The sequence below is a fragment of the uncultured Lacinutrix sp. genome, from assembly GCF_947500325.1.
Taxonomy (GTDB): domain Bacteria; phylum Bacteroidota; class Bacteroidia; order Flavobacteriales; family Flavobacteriaceae; genus Lacinutrix.
In genome coordinates, this window is sequence record NZ_CANMRQ010000028.1 from 1 (window position 1) to 17,303 (window position 17,303).

Below are 17,303 nucleotides of genomic sequence, written 5' to 3' on the forward strand. Positions count from 1 at the left end.
AATCCTGTGAAGCTAGCTTCACAGGATAGTAATTAATTATTTTATAATCTGTCAACCTATTTTAGGACGACTCAAATTTTTAAATCAATAGCTTTAATAATATCATTAATTGGAGTTTTATAATTAAACCATGACGTATTTTCATTACGTTTAAACCAAGTAAGTTGTCGTTTAGCAAAACGGCGTGTGTTTTTTTTAATTTCAGAAATAGCAAACTCTAAAGTCCATTCGTTGTCAAAATATTTAAACAGTTCTTTATAGCCTACAGTATTTAAAGCATTTAAGTCTTTTTTGTTATACAAAGACTTAGCTTCTTTTAATTGCCCTGCTTCAAGCATTAAATCAACGCGTTTTTCAATTCTATTATATATTATTTCTCTTTCTGCCGTTAATCCAATAGTGATGGTTTTAAAATGGCGTTTGTTTTTGTTTTTATTTAAAAAAGAAGAATAAGGTTTATTAGTACCAATACAAATTTCTAGGGCACGAATAAGACGTTGTGGGTTATCTATAGTAATCGTATTATAAGATTCTGGATCTAATATTTTTAATTGATCTTGTAGTGTCTTTATGCCTTCGTTTTTAAGTTGAAGATTTAAACGTTCTCTAATACTTTTATCTATTTCAGGAAAATAATCTAACCCTTTGGTTACTGCATCAACGTATAAGCCAGAACCACCAACCATTATAACAATAGTATGAGTCTTAAATAGTGTGTTTAAAAGATTTACAGCTTCTTTTTCAAAAGCACCAACATTATAACTTTCATTAATAGACTTATGCTGTATGAAATGGTGTTTTGCTTGAGATAATTCTTGTGGAGTAGGAGCTGCAGTACCAATTTGCATTTCTTTATAGAATTGGCGCGAATCTGCAGATAGTATTTCAGTATTAAAATGCTGGGCTAACTTAATACTTAAGCTTGTTTTACCTATAGCTGTAGGCCCAACAATTGAGATAAGGTATTTTGTGTCTGATTTCAATTTTTAACTATTCTAAGTGTAGTTTGTGGCCACATTCATAACAAAATTCGGCATCATCTCTATGATATTCAGACGCGCAACTAGGACAAGATTGCGTATTAGTACTAATCGATTTGTCTTTAGTTCTAGTTAGTTCTGAAGTAACAATTCCAGTAGGTACGGCAATAATGCCATAACCCATAATCATAATAATAGAAGCTATAAATTGCCCAACTGGTGTATTTGGTGCAATATCTCCATAACCAACAGTTGTTAATGTTACAATGCACCAATAGACACTTTTGGGTATGTTAGTAAAACCGTTTTCTTCACCTTCAACCATATACATGATTGTACCAAGAATGATCGATAATATAACTACTGAAAATATAAACACAGATATTTTTGAACGACTAGCTTTTATTGCAGTAATAAGGTTATTTGAAGCACCTAAATAGCGTGCTAATTTTAGTATTCTAAATATTCTTAATAAACGTAAAGCTCTTAATGCAACTAAAGCATGTGTACCAGCAAATATTAGAGATAAGTATTTTGGTATAGTAGAAAGTAAATCTATTATACCATAAAAACTTGTTATATACTTAATAGGCTTTTTTACAGAAACTATTCTAGCGATATATTCAATTGTAAATAAAATGGTTACAATCCATTCTCCAATATTTAATAGATTGTGATATTTAGCATCAATACTTTTAACACTTTCTAGCATTACTAAAATAATACTAGCTAGGATAAAAATTAAAAGAACAACATCAAATAGTTTTCCAGCAGGAGTATCTGCTTCATAAATAATTTCATGAAGTTTCGCTTTCCAGTTTTTATTTTTTGTTGGTTTAGTCATATTATTTCAAAAATACTAAATTATAGATTAGTTATTTTTTCTTGAGTACTATTAATGAGTTTTTTTGAATTTCTATAATCTTATTAAAATATTCTTTTAAATATGGGTAGTAGTTTGAATTATAGATGGCTTCAGTAAAATTAAATTTTAAAAATATAGAGATGTTGTCTTTATTACTATTAGTATTTAAAGCTAGAGTTCCTGTGTTATTAGGTAATTTATATATTATGCTTTTAGGTATATCTTCAACTTTGTAGGTAGAAGAATCATAATTTAACTTATAATAATATACATAAGAGTCAGGAAATCCAAAATCAATTGGATAGCTTCTTTCTTGTAACTTAAATGGGTTTTGATCAAAGAAAGTAGTTAAGAATGGATTAACATATAGATCACTTCCAATTGTTTCTATAGGTATTTCTAATGTTATTTTTTCTTCAATGTCATTACTATTTTTAGTATCTACTTTAATTTCATGATCTATAATATTTTCGTTTAAAGCTTGTTCCTTTTTATATTCTTCTTGGTTTTTAAAATAGTTATATTTTAAATCTAAAGAATGATAACCAGTGGCTTTATATTCTGATATTCCAGATATAGTATTATCATTATTTAAGCTTAATTCTACTTTGTATCTTTTAGAAGATATTGCTAAAGGTTTAATGTCAACCCAGCGACTACCATTTTTTAAGTCTAAAAACCTACCATATTTATTTAATGCTCTAAATGGTATTTGCCCAAACGATAAATAAGAGTTTGTAGCATCTAATTGGTATGTTTTGTTTTCAATAATTATTTGAATAATAACGTAATTAAAATCTGAGATTACAGGGTATATTTTAGTAGGAAACCCATTAGATCGTGTAGAGCATAAAACTGGTGTAACATCATACCCATTTTCTTTTAATAAATTATATAATAAAAAATTAATTTCAGAAACATTACCAGAACCTGTTTTTATTAGTTTCTTAAGAGAAATATCTTTAAAGATATTATATTCTTCATTCCAAGTATAGCTATCTTGAACAAATGTATATATAGCTTTAGCCTTATCTAAAGGGTTTTTTATAGCATTTATTTCATTGTTCAATAAATTCTTAACAATAGCTCCTTTTTTTAACTGTCTACCAATATTGGGGTCATATTTTAATTCCTTATCAGTGGTCTTCCAAGTTTTTGTAATATTATCAATTGTACCGTCAAAACCATTAAAAACTTTTAACTCATATTCTATTCGAGACAAATAATTGTCTTTAGTTGTCATATAATCTTCTTCAATAAAAGCAGGGATGTCTTTTATTACGTATCTTGATAATGTACAGTCTGCAGTACCTCCGTTGCTAACAGTGATACATCTTTTTTTTAATGTAACATCTTTAACTGCTAATTTTAAATCACCTACTAACTTAATATTGTATTCGTAATTAGCTGGGATACTTGTTTTATACTCGCTATAAAGTTTAGGGATTTCAGATTGAAACCTCCAAGGCATATATTTATATATAAAAGGAGAAGTTGTTGTATAGCTATAACTAATAACAGATCCTTCTTTTATATTAGGCATTGCAAATTTCACAATAGTATAATTTTCGTTATGGCGTTCTTCAAAAATTTGGTTTTTTTCTAATTTTACTTTAGATATTTTACCATTTTCACTATTATAGGTAGTAGCAATTATATCTTTTACTTTTTCTTCTTTAAAATCGTTATTGTATAAATAGATTGAAATATTTGCATTGCCAAAACCGTTTCTATTTAAGATTTTAAGTTTAACTTTTTTATAGAAAACTAAATCAAAAGTATTTTTGTCTATATAACTTTCTCCATATTCTTTTAAAATAATTGCGCTTGCAGTACTGTCTTTTTTAAAAGTATTTGTTTCTAAATCTGCTTTTGATACTGTGAAATTTTCAGAATTGAAACTTGTCTGACTATTAGATATTAATGCAAAGAAAAAAACGATAAAATTTAAATATGTTCTCATTATAATTGAATAATTTTCAATCGTTTCTTCTTGCGTAAAAAACTCTGTATTATATGTTGCGCATCTTTATTATTTTCCATTGGAGTGATAATAGATTCTAAAATATCAAGATTATTTATTTGGTGATTTAAATTAAAGAAACCAAAACCTTTAAAAATACCATTTTGTATTAATATAGCACTTCTTTCATCAACTTCTCGTCCTCTGTCTACTATAACCATATTTTGGTTTTTGTAGCTGTATTTGTCTAATAATTCATTAACACGGCTGTTATAGCTCTCAGGGGTTTCTTCTTCTATACAAGCGCCTTGACATTTTTTCACATCATAATGAAAGCAACTTGCTTTAGTTTTATATAATCCAGATAGTTTTTGACACAATTGAAAATCTTCAACTGCTTTTTCAAGAAAATGTCGTCCACTTTGCCTTGTACTAAATGTTGTAATGTTAGATTTCCTCCCATCTGCTTTTTCGATGGTAAGATTAATGTAATTATTATGATCCGTAAAACTATATAAGGCATGTGTGAAAATAGTTTTGCGAAGCGCTCTATTAAGTATAGGTTTATTATGTTTTATTTCTTCACTTTCTTTTAATAATGCTACTAATTCACTGCCTGTAGTTTCATAAGTAACTGTAGCTACTTGGAGTTGAATTTTTTTAGACTTACGATCTGTCTTTGTGAAATGCTGATTTAATCTTCTTTTTATGTTTTTACTTTTTCCAATATAAATAATATTACCTTCTTTATTATGAATGTAATAAACACCAGTAACCGATGGCGTTTCTGCTATTATATCTATTAGTTTAGGCTCCATTTGCAACTTTGGCTCTTTTTTAACCATTTGCTGGATAATTGTCTTCTCTGTATCTTTAGCTAACAATAATTTAAAAAGCTTCACTGTAGCTAAGGCATCTCCAGAAGCTCTATGTCTATCTGTTACAGGAATACCAAGAGAACGTACTAATTTACCTAAACTATAAGATGGAAGATCTGGAATTAATTGTTTAGAAAGTTCAACAGTACATAATGTTTCACGTTCAAATTCAAAGCCTAGACGTTTAAATTCTGTTCTTAGAATACGATAATCGAATTGTGCGTTATGAGCAACAATAATACAATCTTTAGTAATTTCTACTATACGCTTTGCAACTTCATAAAATTTAGGGGCATTGCGTAACATTTTACTATTAATGCCTGTTAAATTAACTACAAATGGTTGAATCTCTCGTTCTGGATTTACTAAACTTATAAATTGATCTATAACCTCATGACCATCATATTTATATATTGCAATTTCTGTTATTCCTTCTTCGTTAAATTTACCACCTGTGGTTTCTATGTCTAGTATTGCGTAAATATGCTTGTCTTTATATGTTATTAATTGTAATTTCTGTTGCCAAATATACTACTTCCTACACGAACCATTGTGCTACCAGAATCTATAGCCAATTTATAGTCGCCACTCATACCCATAGAGATGGTTTTAAGTTCAGGATTTATGACTTTTAATTGTTCGAAAGCAGATTTTAATTTTTTAAACTCCTTTTGAATTTGTTCTTGATTATCTGTAAATGTAGCCATTCCCATAACACCAATAATGTTTACATGTCCACATTCAGAATACGCTTTAGATTTTAAAAGATCTGTAGCTTCTTTTATAGACATTCCAGACTTAGTATCTTCTTCTGCTATTTTTATCTGCAATAAACAATCTATTGTACGATGGTACTTGATAGCTTGTTTATTTATTTCCCCAAGTAGTTTTAAACTATCTACGCCATGAATTAAATTTACAAAAGACGCCATGTACTTTACTTTATTACGCTGTACATTTCCAATCATATGCCATTGGATGTCTTTTGGCATTTGCTCATGCTTTTCTACCATTTCTTGGATTTTATTTTCTCCAAAAATGCGTTGTCCAGCATTATAAGCTTCCATCAAATCACTAATTGGCTTTGTTTTTGAAACAGCCACAAGAGTGACATTTTTAGGAAGACTATTCTTTATTGATTGTAATTGTTTAGTTATGCTCATTAAAATTCATAAATAGTTACACCGCTTCTTAACTTAGGCTCAATATATGTGCTCTTAGGAGGCATTTTTAGGCCATCGTCTGCAATGTTTTTCATTTGTTCTATAGTAGCAGGAATCATACCAAAGCCTACAGTAAATTCACCACTATCTATTTTACTTTTTAAATTAACAATTTCTTTTTTTCCGCTTAAATAATCTATACGATTATCATTTCGCAAATCTGTAATGCCTAAAATTGGTTTTAGAATGGTTTTATAGAGTAATTGAGCATCTAATTCTTCTAAAGAATTTTCAAAAGTATAATTCGCTTTACGTAAATATAATGAGTAAAACTCACCATCTAAGTACATACTAAAATGATGCGGTTTAGATGGTTTATATGGCATAATACCTCTATTTTCAATACGATACATTGTATCTAATTGTATAAGAAACTCTTCTTTACTTAAACCATTTAAATCTTTTACTAATCTATTAAACTCATGTATACGTAATTCAGACTCAGGAATTAGAAAACTCATAAAATAATTATAGCTTTCATTTTTATTGTCTTTTTTACTTTTTGTTTCTTTACATAAAAGATGTGATGATGACGAACGATGGTGACCATCTGCAATATAAAGTGTATCTATTTTTGTAAAGGCATCAATTATTATTTTAATATGTTCTTCGTTATCTATTTGCCATAAATAATGGGTATCACGATAGGTTGTAGTAAATTCAAATTCGGCTCTTTGTTTTTGTATAGTACTAAAAATATTAGAGATAGCATTATTGTCTGGATAGGTGAGTAGTACTGGTTCTGCATTAAAACCTACTGTTTTTAAATAGTCTTTAAAAATGATTTCACGACTAGCAATGGTGTCTTCATGCTTTTTTATAATGTCGTTCTCGTAATCTTCTACACTTGCGGCAGCAACAATACCATTAAAAACCTGTTTATCTCGATCTACTATTTTATAAATATAAAAGCTTGGTTTGTCGTCTTGCTTAAAAACAGCATCTTCTTTAAATTCTAGATAGCGGTTTTTAACCAATTGATAGCGAGCTTTTCCAGAAATTTCTTTGTCATATTTATAGCCTGGATTAACAATATGTAAAAATGAAAAAGGATTATAATCTAATCTTGCCTCACGTTCTGCTTGCGTGTAACTTTGGTATGAGCGAGAAGCAACTAAACTTACTTTATCTCTTGTAGGTTTTACAGCTTTGAACGGAATAATATTTGCCATGATTTTTAGTTGTTTTTAATAAATAATGTTGGGTCTAAATAACCATTTGTATTCTTAGAATAACCAGCGCCAATATCTAAATCTATTGAATCTCTAATTTCAAGATGAAGATGCGCATAGTATTGACCATTACAATTACCTATAGTAGCAATTTTTTCACCTCTTTTTACAAATTTATTTTCAATGGCGATTATTGTATCACAATGCGCGTATAACGATTTGTATAATTTGTTTTTATAAGAGTGTACTATTGTAATAACATTTCCCCAACCACCCTCATAATTCTTAACTTCGCTAACATAACCATTGCTAATTGCATATATAGTATCGCCTAAATCACTGTTTCCTCCACCAAGACCATTCCAATCATCACCTAAATGATCATTTACAGTAAATTTTTGCGCATTATAATAACCTTTTGCATTTGGTTTGCCAACAGGAAAATCGAAACTGGTAGATTTATATTCTAAATTGTTATTAAAAATAGTTTCGTAATCTATTTTATCAATATTATTTCCTTTGGCAGTTTCTTCTTGAAAGAATATCGTTTCTTTATCTATTGTTTTATTATCTTTTTTACAAGCTAATAAAGTTGTGAAAAAGCAACTATAAATAAAGAAACGATACATATAAGGTCTTGTTTAAGCAAATTGCTTAGCTACTTTTTCTGCTTTACGACTTTCAGAATAATCATAAAAACCTTCGCCAGATTTTACTCCTAATTTTCCAGCTCTAACCATATTTACTAATAAAGGACATGGTGCATACTTTGGATTTTTAAAGCCATCGTACATAACATTAAGTATAGATAGGCAAACATCTAGCCCAATAAAATCGGATAGTTGTAAAGGTCCCATTGGATGAGCCATTCCTAATTTCATTACAGTATCTATTTCTTGAACACCAGCAACACCATTGTATAATGTTTCAATAGATTCGTTAAGCATTGGCATTAAAATTCTATTAGCTACAAATCCAGGGTAATCATTAACTTCTGTAGGTGTTTTACCTAACTTTTTAGATAATTCCATAATGGTATTTGTAACGTCATCACTAGTATTGTAACCACGAATAATCTCTACCAATTTCATAATAGGCACAGGATTCATAAAATGCATGCCAATAACCATTTCTGGTCTAGAAGTTACTGCAGCAATTTGCGTTATGGAAATTGAAGATGTGTTAGTTGCTAAGATAGTATCATCTGGGCAAGCTTCATCTAACTGTTTAAATATTTTAAGTTTTAGATCTATATTTTCTGTAGCAGCTTCAACAACTAAACTTGCATATTCTACACCTTCATTTACATTTGTATAGGTTGTAATGTTAGATAATGTTTCTGCTTTATCAGCTTCAGAAATTTTTTCTTTAGCGACCATTCTATCTAAATTCTTAGTAATAGTTGCCATTCCTCTTTTTAGAGAGTCTTCATTAATATCTATTAATTGTACTTTATAACCTGATTGTGCAAAGGTGTGAGCGATACCATTTCCCATAGTTCCTGCTCCAATTACTGCTACGTTTTTCATTAAAAATTTATTTTTTCATTTCCTTTAAACGGAAACCTTATTAATATTTGTTGTTATTATTTTAAGTATTATTAATCACTGATACTGTTTATGCTCCAAAAAACATTTGGACAATACAATCTGCTATATATGTCCAAAAGGGCTTTTTCTTTTTCTTAGATTCTTTTGGTATATCTTTTTTTTTCATAGTCTAAAATCTAGCGGTACTTTTTACTAAATGCAGTTATTAATTAAGCTAAAAGAAGGTTTTACCTTTTAAAACTGATCAATAATCATTGTTGCTACACGTAAAGCCTCGGTACCATCATGTAAAGTTACAATTGGCTTTGTGTTAGCATTAATGGCATCGGCAAATGTTTCTAATTCATCTAAAATGGCATTATTTGCAGAAACATAAGGATTGTCAAAATAAATTTGTTTTTTTATGCCTTCTGCATTTTGAAGTATCATATCAAAATCACCCGGATTCTCTGGCGCGTCTTTCATTTTTACAACTTCACATTTTTTCTCTAAGAAATCTACAGAAATATAAGCGTCTTTTTGAAAGAAACGTGTTTTACGCATATTTTTTAATGAAATACGACTAGCAGTTAAGTTTGCTACGCAGCCATTAATAAATTCTATACGAGCATTAGCAATATCTGGTGTATCGCTTATTACAGACACACCACTTGCAGACACACTTTTTACTTTAGAGTTAACAACACTTAAAATAACATCAATATCATGAATCATTAAATCTAGAACAACAGGCACATCAGTACCACGCGGATTAAACTCTGCCAAACGGTGAGCTTCAATAAACATTGGGCTATTTAATTGCTCTTTAACAGCTATAAATGCGGGGTTAAAACGCTCTACATGCCCAACTTGACCTTTAACTCCATATTCTGCAACCAAAGCTCTTAATGTTTCTGCTTCTTCAACAGTATTGGTTATAGGTTTTTCTATAAAAATATGTTTTCCTTTAGCTATAGCTTGTCTAGCGCAGTCATAATGAGATAAGGTTGGTGTTACTATATCTACAACATCTACAGCTTCGATTAAAGCTTCTATGCTATTAAAATATTTATAACCAAATTCTTCTTCTACTTTTTTACCATTGGCGTCATCTGCATCATAAAAACCTACAAGATTATATTTTTCAGACTGATTAAGTAGTCTTAAGTGAATTTTACCTAGGTGTCCAGCACCTAAAACTCCAGCGTTTAGCATTTAATTTACGTTTTCAACAAAAATAAGATAATTAAAATAGGATTTTCATGAATTAACACGAATTTTTTATACTTAATTACGAAAAATTAAATCTTAAATATTCCTTTTTAGCTTTCTATCATTTCACTATTTTTAACCCACTAAACTTCCCAGATTTTGAAAGATACTTTTAAGCATAAAGGCTTACGGCAACAATTGGTTCAAGTTGTAAAAGCAAAAGGCATTACTAATAATAGTGTACTAGAAGCTATTGGTAAGATACCTAGGCACTTGTTTATGGATTCTAGTTTTTTAGATCATGCTTATCAAGACAAAGCCTTTCCTATAGCAGCAGATCAAACCATTTCTCAACCTTATACTGTGGCTTTTCAAACCGAATTAATGCAAATTAAAAGAGGAGATAAAGTATTAGAAATTGGCACAGGAAGCGGCTATCAAACGGCTGTTTTATGTGAATTAGGAGCTAAGGTATATAGTATTGAAAGGCAACAAGAATTGTTTAAAAAAACAAGTAAGTTTTTACCTAAACTAGGATACAGAGCTAAGAAATTAATTTTTGGAGATGGCTATAAAGGTATGGTGGAAGAAGCGCCTTTTAAAAGTATAATAGTTACTGCAGGTGCACCATTTGTACCTAAACCATTATTGGCACAATTAGATATTGGAGGTCGCTTAGTAATTCCAGTTGGCGATACTGTTCAAACTATGACTTTGTTTGTTAGAAAAGGCCCTAAAGCGTTTGAAAAAACCGAATTTGGAGAGTTTCGATTTGTACCTTTGTTAGAAGATAAAAATTAACCTTTTTTACTTGATGAAACTGTCGTTTTAATTACCCAAATAAGTGGCCCAAAAATCATAATGCTAACAATAGCATAAATAAGATATTCTGACCATACAGTAGTTTTCTTTTCACCACTTATACCTAGACTTACAATTTGATATATTATTAATGCAAATAATAAAGCCATCATAAAATTAACAAGACTCATTATTTTTATTGCAGATTTGTATTGACTCTCAGCATTATCTTCGGTTATGGGATTAGGATAATTAAATAGATGTGGATAGTTATTTAATTTAAATAATCCATAACACAACCCAAAAGCTAGAATTATTAAAACCCAAACAGTATTTTTATTACCATAATCATCAACTTTGCCCGATAAATTAAAATGCATAGGTACTTGATCTGGTAAAGTAGAATAACTAATAATAGCATAAATACTAGCTAATAATAAAGTTCCAAAAGTTGCTATGTCTAAAGCCTTCTGTGTTTTAGTTTTTGTTAGTTTTAGCTTAGGTCTATTTTCATTAAACATAAGGGTTAATTTTAATATTTAAAATAATCATTTGTATTATAAACTTATTCCAAACATAACGGCATCATTAATAAAACCGCTTTGATATGATCTAACATAGTCTACACGAAGTAATCTAAACTTACCAAATCCAAGATTCTCTAAACCAATAGAAAACTCATTATAAGGTTTATTATTTTTTGTAGCGGCAATATTGGTTCCAATAATTAAATTCGTCTTTAAGGCTCTTAATAATGGTAATTTATTCATGATGTAACCTTTAAAGTTATGCTCTAAATGAAATTCTCCATAAGAATCATTAGTACTTAAAGCATAGTATGGTAAATTTTTAAAGCTATTAGTATAACTACCATTTAATTTAATATGCGTTTGGTTACCATTAAAATGATGATAATCTACAAAAGCAATATTATCTGCATTACTAAAAATACCACCTTTTACATTATATCTAAAATCACCAAAAGTGCCTAAGCTTACGTTTTGGAATAATTGCGCTTTAAATTGATCGAAATTATAATTTGAATTATTTGAGCTAAACCCTTTTTCATAACTTAGGTTTAACGTAGGGTATTTGTTACCGGGAATATTAAATTTACCGTCAGGATATGTTAAATAATATTGTGCAAAGTTAATTCTTGCAGTAGCATTAAACTTCATAATATTATGTGTACTAAATGGCGCTATATTATAAGCTGTTTCATTTATTGGGTTATTACTTGTATACACATCATCACTCTGGTTTATTAGAACATAATTGGTATTATTAAATAATGCTTTTCTTCTTTCGTAAGCAATATCTGTAAATACTCGGAGACCATTAAACACTTCTTGAGAGTATGCAATTTTAGCATAACTTAAATCGTAGAATTTTGCATAATTATCTTCAAAAAATAAGCTACTTACTGCGTTTTCTACTCTAGATATAGGATTGGCATTGTTAAATTGTTTTGCTTCTACGCCACCAGAAACAGTTAAGAATTGATTTTTAGTAGCATTAAATCGCATTCTTATTGATGAATTGGCTCTTAAACGTTTGTCTGCTTCACCATAATTTACTGTAGTTTTAATAAATAGATAACGTCTAAATTCGTCATAGTTTTTATTAAAAGTTAAATTCATATTAGCATTCCAACCTTGAACAGTATTAAAACTAATACCTTCAATAGGAGATGTAATACCAATACTATAATCTTTAAATGAGTTTTGGTAAGTATAACCACCAAGCAAACTTCCTAATGGCTTAAATTTATTATTCTTTTTATCTATAGAATCTAAATATGGTTTTGATTCTCTTACAATACGTATGCTGTCTTTCTTTATATAATCTGTACTTTCTTCTTCTGTTAAAGGAACAGAACGTTTTTCTTTCCAATAGGTAGAGTCTTTTTTATTTGAGTTTTCTCCAAATGATAAAAGTTCTCTACTAAACGTTTTTTCTGGGAAATCTGGTTTAAAATCCCAATCGCTATAACCAGCAATAAATCGTCCATCACCTTTAATACCTAGCATTCCAAAATCTAGATCGAAGGTTAATGATAGTTTTACCCACATATCGTCTTTTTCTGAATACGAATAGTTTTGCTGAATAAAAAAGAAATCTACAGGTGGAATTTCTACTTGAAACCCTGTAATATTCAAATCTACAGCATATAAATGCCAATCATCTTCAACTATATACACATACCCACTAAAGGCTTTGTCATTTGGTCGTTTTGAAGTTGTTTTAATTTTATTTATTAAGTTACCACGTTCATCGAAAAAGACACCTTCTAATTTATACTCGTAGTAATTAAAAGCAAAATCTGCAATAGGCGAGACTATTTTCGCATTGGCTAAATCAACAGTGTTTTCATAAAAATCGAAATTAACATTAGCTGCATTGTTAAAACTAAAACCATTATCATCACCACTAACTTTAGAGGCTATTATTTTTTCTTTTAATAGCTTAGGGCGTTGGTATTCTAATTCAGAGATAGTTTCAGATAAGTATATTATACCACTTCTTGTTGAATCTAAAGCGCCTTCTAAATCACCAATTTCTTGACCTAATAATTTTTCTGGGGCATCTATAATTCTTAATAAGCCTCGAGAATAATAACTAGCACGATATTCACTTAGTTTCTCTAACATGGCTTTTCTTTTTGAAATAGCTTTTCTAATAATGCCATCGGCCGGATTTTCATCAGAATTTATTTCAACTTCAGCTAAAGAAATATCTTCTGCTTCTAATTGTACATTTAATGTATATGGAAATTTTTTAATTGAAATCTCTTTTTTTATGGTCTTATAACCTAAATACTTAAAAACGACAGTGTGCTGTCCCTTTTGATTAAAATTTAGAGTGTAATTACCATCATTATTGGTAGATGTACCAATATAGGTATTGTCTATATAAACGTTTACTGCAGAAAGCGGTTCGTTTTTTTCTGAAACAACACTGCCGGTAATTTGGGCAAATGAAATGTTTAATATAAAATAAAAGGCAAGTAGTAACTGGTATTTAGTCATGAGATTGATTGATGTTATATTACTATAGACGTCTCTTTTTATAAAATGGTTGCCTATTGTTTTTCAAACATAAAAATAAATGAGATTACTACTTGTTATAGGTATCCCAAAATTTAGAAATTTTTCTTAATTCTATCTAAATCTCTTTTATTGTCACGGTCTTTTATAGTCTCACGTTTATCGTATAACTTTTTACCTTTAGCAAGGGCAATATCAAGTTTAGCAAAGCCTTTATCATTAATAAATAAACGTGTTGGTATAATAGTTAAACCTGTATTTTGAACTTCTCGTTCTAGTTTTTTTAATTCTCTTCTATTAAGTAAAAGCTTGCGTGTTGCTTTTGGAGCGTGATTATAATAATTGCCATATAAATATTCTTGAATCGTCATATTTATAACAAATAATTCGCCTTGTTCATTAAACTCACAAAAACTTTCGGCAATAGACGCCTTACTAGAACGAATGGATTTAATTTCTGTGCCAGTTAAAACAATTCCTGCTGTATAAGAGTCTAATAACTCGTATTGGAATTTTGCTTTTTTATTGAGTATGTTTATTTTTTTTTGCATGTAATGGCAAATCTAAAGTATTTATGAGTGTTTTAAAAGTAATATTATAATTCCTTAGACATTAAATACATACCTCTAAGGTCTTCATGTAATAAATCAAAAGTTAAAGCTGTTGTACCGCAAATTCTAAAGTCTTGTTTTTTATAGAAATTAAGAGCTTGATTTTGAGTGTTCATGACCTTAAGCCATAGTAATTTTGTATTGTGCTTAACTGCGGATTTTTCAATCCAATTAAAAACTTGTTTAGCAACACCTTTACCTTGTGCTTCTTTTCCTAAATAAATTCTATTAATATAAAGCGCAGGTGTATTGGGTTCTTTTGAAAACGTTTCATTGTATTTTATTCTAACAATTCCTGAAGTCTTAGAATTATAATTTATAAAATAATATTCGGCATTAGTATCGCTTAATTCAAGTTTTAGATTTTCTACACTATAAAAAGTGTTTATATAAAAATTACAATCTTCGTTTTTCCATAGATGTTTATAAACTGGTGGATATATACGCTTAATTAAACTAACTAATCTAGAGTGCTTTTTAGCAGTAATAGTTTCTAGTTGTATGTGCTTATTTAGATTAATCAATAGTTATGACTTTACTTGTAATTATTTCTTTGTTTATAGTTACTATAAATAACTTGCTATTAATGGTTTCGTCAATAGATTCATATTTTTCTTCTCCTATAATTTTATTTACAAAAAATGGAGTCGTGTTACTATGGCCAACAATTAAAACGGTTTGCCCTTTTGTATTATTTAAAAAGTCGTTGTAATTTATTGCTCTTGGGTCATATAGTATTGTTTCTAAACCTTTAGAATTCGCTGTAGGTTTAGCAGTGTTTTTTGTTCTCAAATAGTTAGTAGAATATACAGCATCAAGTTTTGTTTTATTAAAATAGCTTGCCCATTTTTGTGCTCTTTTTCTACCTTTTTCTATTAAATCTGGATCTCTATTAGTCTTATCACTTTTATCTTTTTCGGCATGACGAATAAAATAATAGGTTGTTGTATCTGTTTTTATTTTGGAAGTACTTTTGCATCCAAAAGCAATAAAGAGAAAGGTGATATATAATAGTTTTTTCATTCTTAAATTGGTTTAGTAATTATTGGTATTGTTTAATGTATTTGTAACAATTGCAACACCGTTAGATGTTCCAATTCTTGATACACCAAGGTTAATATATTCTAGGGCAGTTTTAGTATCACGTATGCCGCCAGAAGCTTTAATTTTAACCTCACAGTTATTAATAACGCCTTTAATTAATTGTACGGCTTCAATAGTTGTGCCTTTAGAACCAAATCCTGTTGAGGTTTTTATATAGTCGGCACCCGAATTTATAGCCAATTCACTGGCTTTTATTATTTCTATAGTATCAAGGTAGCAGGTTTCTATAATAACTTTTAAAACAGTATGAGTTATTGTCTTTTTTACTGCTTCAATATCTTTCCAAACAGCATCAAAATCTTTGCTTTTTAAAAAGCCAATATTTATAACCATATCAATTTCATCTGCACCATCTTTTAAAGCTTGTTTGGCTTCTTCAACCTTTGCTTCTGTACTCATAGCGCCTAAAGGAAAACCAATAACAGAGCATACTTTAATAGCACTATCTTTTAATTCAGCCTTTGCTAAAGCTACATAGCAAGAATTAACACATATAGCGTGAAATTTATGCGTCTTAGCTTCATTACATAGCGCTATAATATCTGTTATAGTTGCTGTTGGTTTTAATAATGTATGGTCTATGTATTGATTTATGTTCATACAAACTAATCTTAGTGTTGTATAAAGGTATTAAAATGCGTTATGCTATAAAATTAAACGGTAGCTTTTTTAGATCGAATTTCTAATAAACGAGATTCGAATGTTTTTGCTTCTATAGGGTTTAATATAGACTTAAACAAGGTATTCATTTCGTTTGAATGGTACGCACGCTTTTGATTCATAATATCGAAATGTGTAAAACCGCACCATATTATAGATTTTAAATGTGTTTTATCTTCATTAAACATGCGCATTTCTACCATTAAGTCGCTATCACTTTCTCTAAATAATTGAGATTCTATAGTAACAGTCTCCATTAAAAAAGCTGGTTTTAGATAAGCAATTTGATTTGAGGTAGATACCCAACTTTGCCCTGTTTCACGTGCCATTTTAAACATATCTATATTATAATGTTCTAAAATCATGTCTTCTCTATGATTAATAAAATAATTAATATAATTAGCATTGTTTAAATGGTTAAAAGGGTCGCAATGCTGAAACCTAATTTTGGCTTTACTTGTAACAGTTTTTAATAAATTATTCATATTGGTTTAGTTTTATATACCAATTGGTATATTTTTGATTAAAAAAATATTATATTTTCATTTCGTTATGAATCATTTGATCAATCTGATTCATAGTATCTTTAATGTAAAACTCATCATTCATGGTATGCGCCATAAAAATAGCGCCTTGAATCATGGTATCTATACGTTTAGTATATTGCATGGCATTTATCTCAGACGAAATTTCTTCGGCTTCAATACCATTTTCTATAATTGTAGCTACCTGATCTTGAATACGCTCAATAACAATACGTACTTTTTCTAATAGTTTAGTGTTTTGATTATTTGCATCTACACCAATATTTACAACGGGACAACCACCCATTTTTTTTGTATAATTATAATAATTACGATAAAAATCTACAATTAAAAATAATTTTTGAATAGGAGAGTCGCTTAGTTCTATATGCTTTGCAATGGCGGTCATTATTTGCTTTACATTGTATTTAAAACATGAAATTGCTAATGCTTCTTTGTTTTTAAAATTACCATATATAGCGCCTTTAGTTAAACCAGTAGCTTTAGTTAAGTCACTCATACTTGTAGCTGCATACCCATTTTTATTAAAAATAGGAGCAGCTGTTTCAATAATAAAGTGTTTTGTTAGTTCTGCTTTTGTTAACATATCTTATAAAGATACATAAAAAAATACCAATTGGTATTTTTTTATGTATTAAACACTACTAGATACCAGAAAAAGGACTCTTTTTGTATTAAATATATAGTGGCTAGGCTTATAGTATTAATAACTT

Annotated in this window: 18 protein-coding genes; 1 reads left to right on the forward strand and 17 read right to left on the reverse strand. The window is 29.1% G+C overall.

The window, feature by feature from the left end; all coding sequences use genetic code 11:
* Positions 1-71: 71 nt before the first annotated feature.
* From miaA to Q0997_RS18775, 9 genes are all read right to left on the reverse strand, one after another.
* On the reverse strand, positions 72-983 hold the full coding sequence (gene miaA, locus Q0997_RS18735) for a tRNA (adenosine(37)-N6)-dimethylallyltransferase MiaA (RefSeq protein ID WP_299891841.1): 912 nt from the start codon (positions 981-983) through the stop codon (positions 72-74).
* A 7-nt stretch (positions 984-990) separates the two neighbouring features.
* On the reverse strand, positions 991-1,824 hold the full coding sequence (locus Q0997_RS18740; RefSeq protein WP_299891844.1) for an ion transporter: 834 nt from the start codon (positions 1,822-1,824) through the stop codon (positions 991-993).
* A 31-nt stretch (positions 1,825-1,855) separates the two neighbouring features.
* Positions 1,856-3,808 (reverse strand): DUF3857 domain-containing protein, encoded by a 1,953-nt coding sequence (locus Q0997_RS18745; protein WP_299891847.1) that lies wholly within the window; start codon positions 3,806-3,808, stop codon positions 1,856-1,858.
* Positions 3,808-5,169: an exonuclease domain-containing protein gene (locus Q0997_RS18750; protein ID WP_299891931.1), complete on the reverse strand. Its 1,362-nt coding sequence runs from the start codon at positions 5,167-5,169 to the stop codon at positions 3,808-3,810. Before Q0997_RS18750 ends, Q0997_RS18745 begins: the two co-directional genes overlap by 1 nt.
* A 20-nt stretch (positions 5,170-5,189) precedes the next feature.
* Positions 5,190-5,849 (reverse strand): YggS family pyridoxal phosphate-dependent enzyme, encoded by a 660-nt coding sequence (locus Q0997_RS18755; RefSeq protein WP_299891850.1) that lies wholly within the window; start codon positions 5,847-5,849, stop codon positions 5,190-5,192.
* Positions 5,849-7,081, reverse strand: a complete 1,233-nt coding sequence (locus Q0997_RS18760; protein WP_299891852.1) for a DUF1015 domain-containing protein — start codon at positions 7,079-7,081, stop codon at positions 5,849-5,851. Before Q0997_RS18760 ends, Q0997_RS18755 begins: the two co-directional genes overlap by 1 nt.
* A gap of 5 nt (positions 7,082-7,086) precedes the next feature.
* Complete coding sequence (locus Q0997_RS18765) at positions 7,087-7,710, reverse strand: M23 family metallopeptidase (protein WP_299891855.1); 624 nt, start codon at positions 7,708-7,710, stop codon at positions 7,087-7,089.
* Positions 7,711-7,722: 12 nt separating this feature from the next.
* Positions 7,723-8,610 carry a 3-hydroxyacyl-CoA dehydrogenase family protein gene (locus tag Q0997_RS18770; protein WP_299891858.1) on the reverse strand — a complete coding sequence of 296 codons (888 nt, stop codon included), beginning with the start codon at positions 8,608-8,610 and terminating at the stop codon, positions 7,723-7,725.
* 255 nt (positions 8,611-8,865) lie between these two features.
* Positions 8,866-9,825 (reverse strand): Gfo/Idh/MocA family oxidoreductase, encoded by a 960-nt coding sequence (locus Q0997_RS18775; RefSeq protein WP_299891861.1) that lies wholly within the window; start codon positions 9,823-9,825, stop codon positions 8,866-8,868.
* 156 nt (positions 9,826-9,981) lie between these two features.
* On the opposite strand from Q0997_RS18775, the gene Q0997_RS18780 reads away from it, so the two are divergent.
* Positions 9,982-10,623 carry a protein-L-isoaspartate(D-aspartate) O-methyltransferase gene (locus Q0997_RS18780; protein WP_299891863.1) on the forward strand — a complete coding sequence of 214 codons (642 nt, stop codon included), beginning with the start codon at positions 9,982-9,984 and terminating at the stop codon, positions 10,621-10,623.
* Here the strand turns inward: Q0997_RS18780 and Q0997_RS18785 are convergent.
* The 8 genes from Q0997_RS18785 to Q0997_RS18820 all read right to left on the reverse strand — a co-directional run bounded on the left by Q0997_RS18785 (position 10,620) and on the right by Q0997_RS18820 (position 17,176).
* Positions 10,620-11,144: a DUF1648 domain-containing protein gene (locus Q0997_RS18785; protein WP_299891865.1), complete on the reverse strand. Its 525-nt coding sequence runs from the start codon at positions 11,142-11,144 to the stop codon at positions 10,620-10,622. The genes Q0997_RS18780 and Q0997_RS18785 overlap by 4 nt on opposite strands.
* Before the next feature lie 36 nt (positions 11,145-11,180).
* Positions 11,181-13,652: a DUF5686 and carboxypeptidase regulatory-like domain-containing protein gene (locus Q0997_RS18790; protein WP_299891867.1), complete on the reverse strand. Its 2,472-nt coding sequence runs from the start codon at positions 13,650-13,652 to the stop codon at positions 11,181-11,183.
* Positions 13,653-13,765: 113 nt separating this feature from the next.
* Positions 13,766-14,221: an SsrA-binding protein SmpB gene (gene smpB, locus Q0997_RS18795; RefSeq protein ID WP_299891869.1), complete on the reverse strand. Its 456-nt coding sequence runs from the start codon at positions 14,219-14,221 to the stop codon at positions 13,766-13,768.
* A 44-nt stretch (positions 14,222-14,265) separates the two neighbouring features.
* Complete coding sequence (locus tag Q0997_RS18800) at positions 14,266-14,805, reverse strand: N-acetyltransferase (protein WP_299891872.1); 540 nt, start codon at positions 14,803-14,805, stop codon at positions 14,266-14,268.
* Positions 14,798-15,304, reverse strand: coding sequence for a histidine phosphatase family protein (locus tag Q0997_RS18805; RefSeq protein WP_299891875.1), 507 nt, complete (start codon positions 15,302-15,304; stop codon positions 14,798-14,800). The genes Q0997_RS18800 and Q0997_RS18805 overlap by 8 nt, the downstream gene beginning before the upstream one ends.
* Before the next feature lie 12 nt (positions 15,305-15,316).
* On the reverse strand, positions 15,317-15,985 hold the full coding sequence (gene deoC, locus Q0997_RS18810) for a deoxyribose-phosphate aldolase (protein ID WP_299891877.1): 669 nt from the start codon (positions 15,983-15,985) through the stop codon (positions 15,317-15,319).
* Positions 15,986-16,038: 53 nt separating this feature from the next.
* Entirely contained in the window at positions 16,039-16,530 is a 492-nt protein-coding gene (locus tag Q0997_RS18815; RefSeq protein WP_299891879.1) for an acyl-CoA thioesterase, read from the reverse strand.
* A gap of 49 nt (positions 16,531-16,579) precedes the next feature.
* A complete protein-coding gene (locus tag Q0997_RS18820; RefSeq protein WP_299891881.1) occupies positions 16,580-17,176 on the reverse strand; it encodes a TetR/AcrR family transcriptional regulator in 597 nt (198 codons plus the stop codon).
* Positions 17,177-17,303 lie beyond the last annotated feature (127 nt).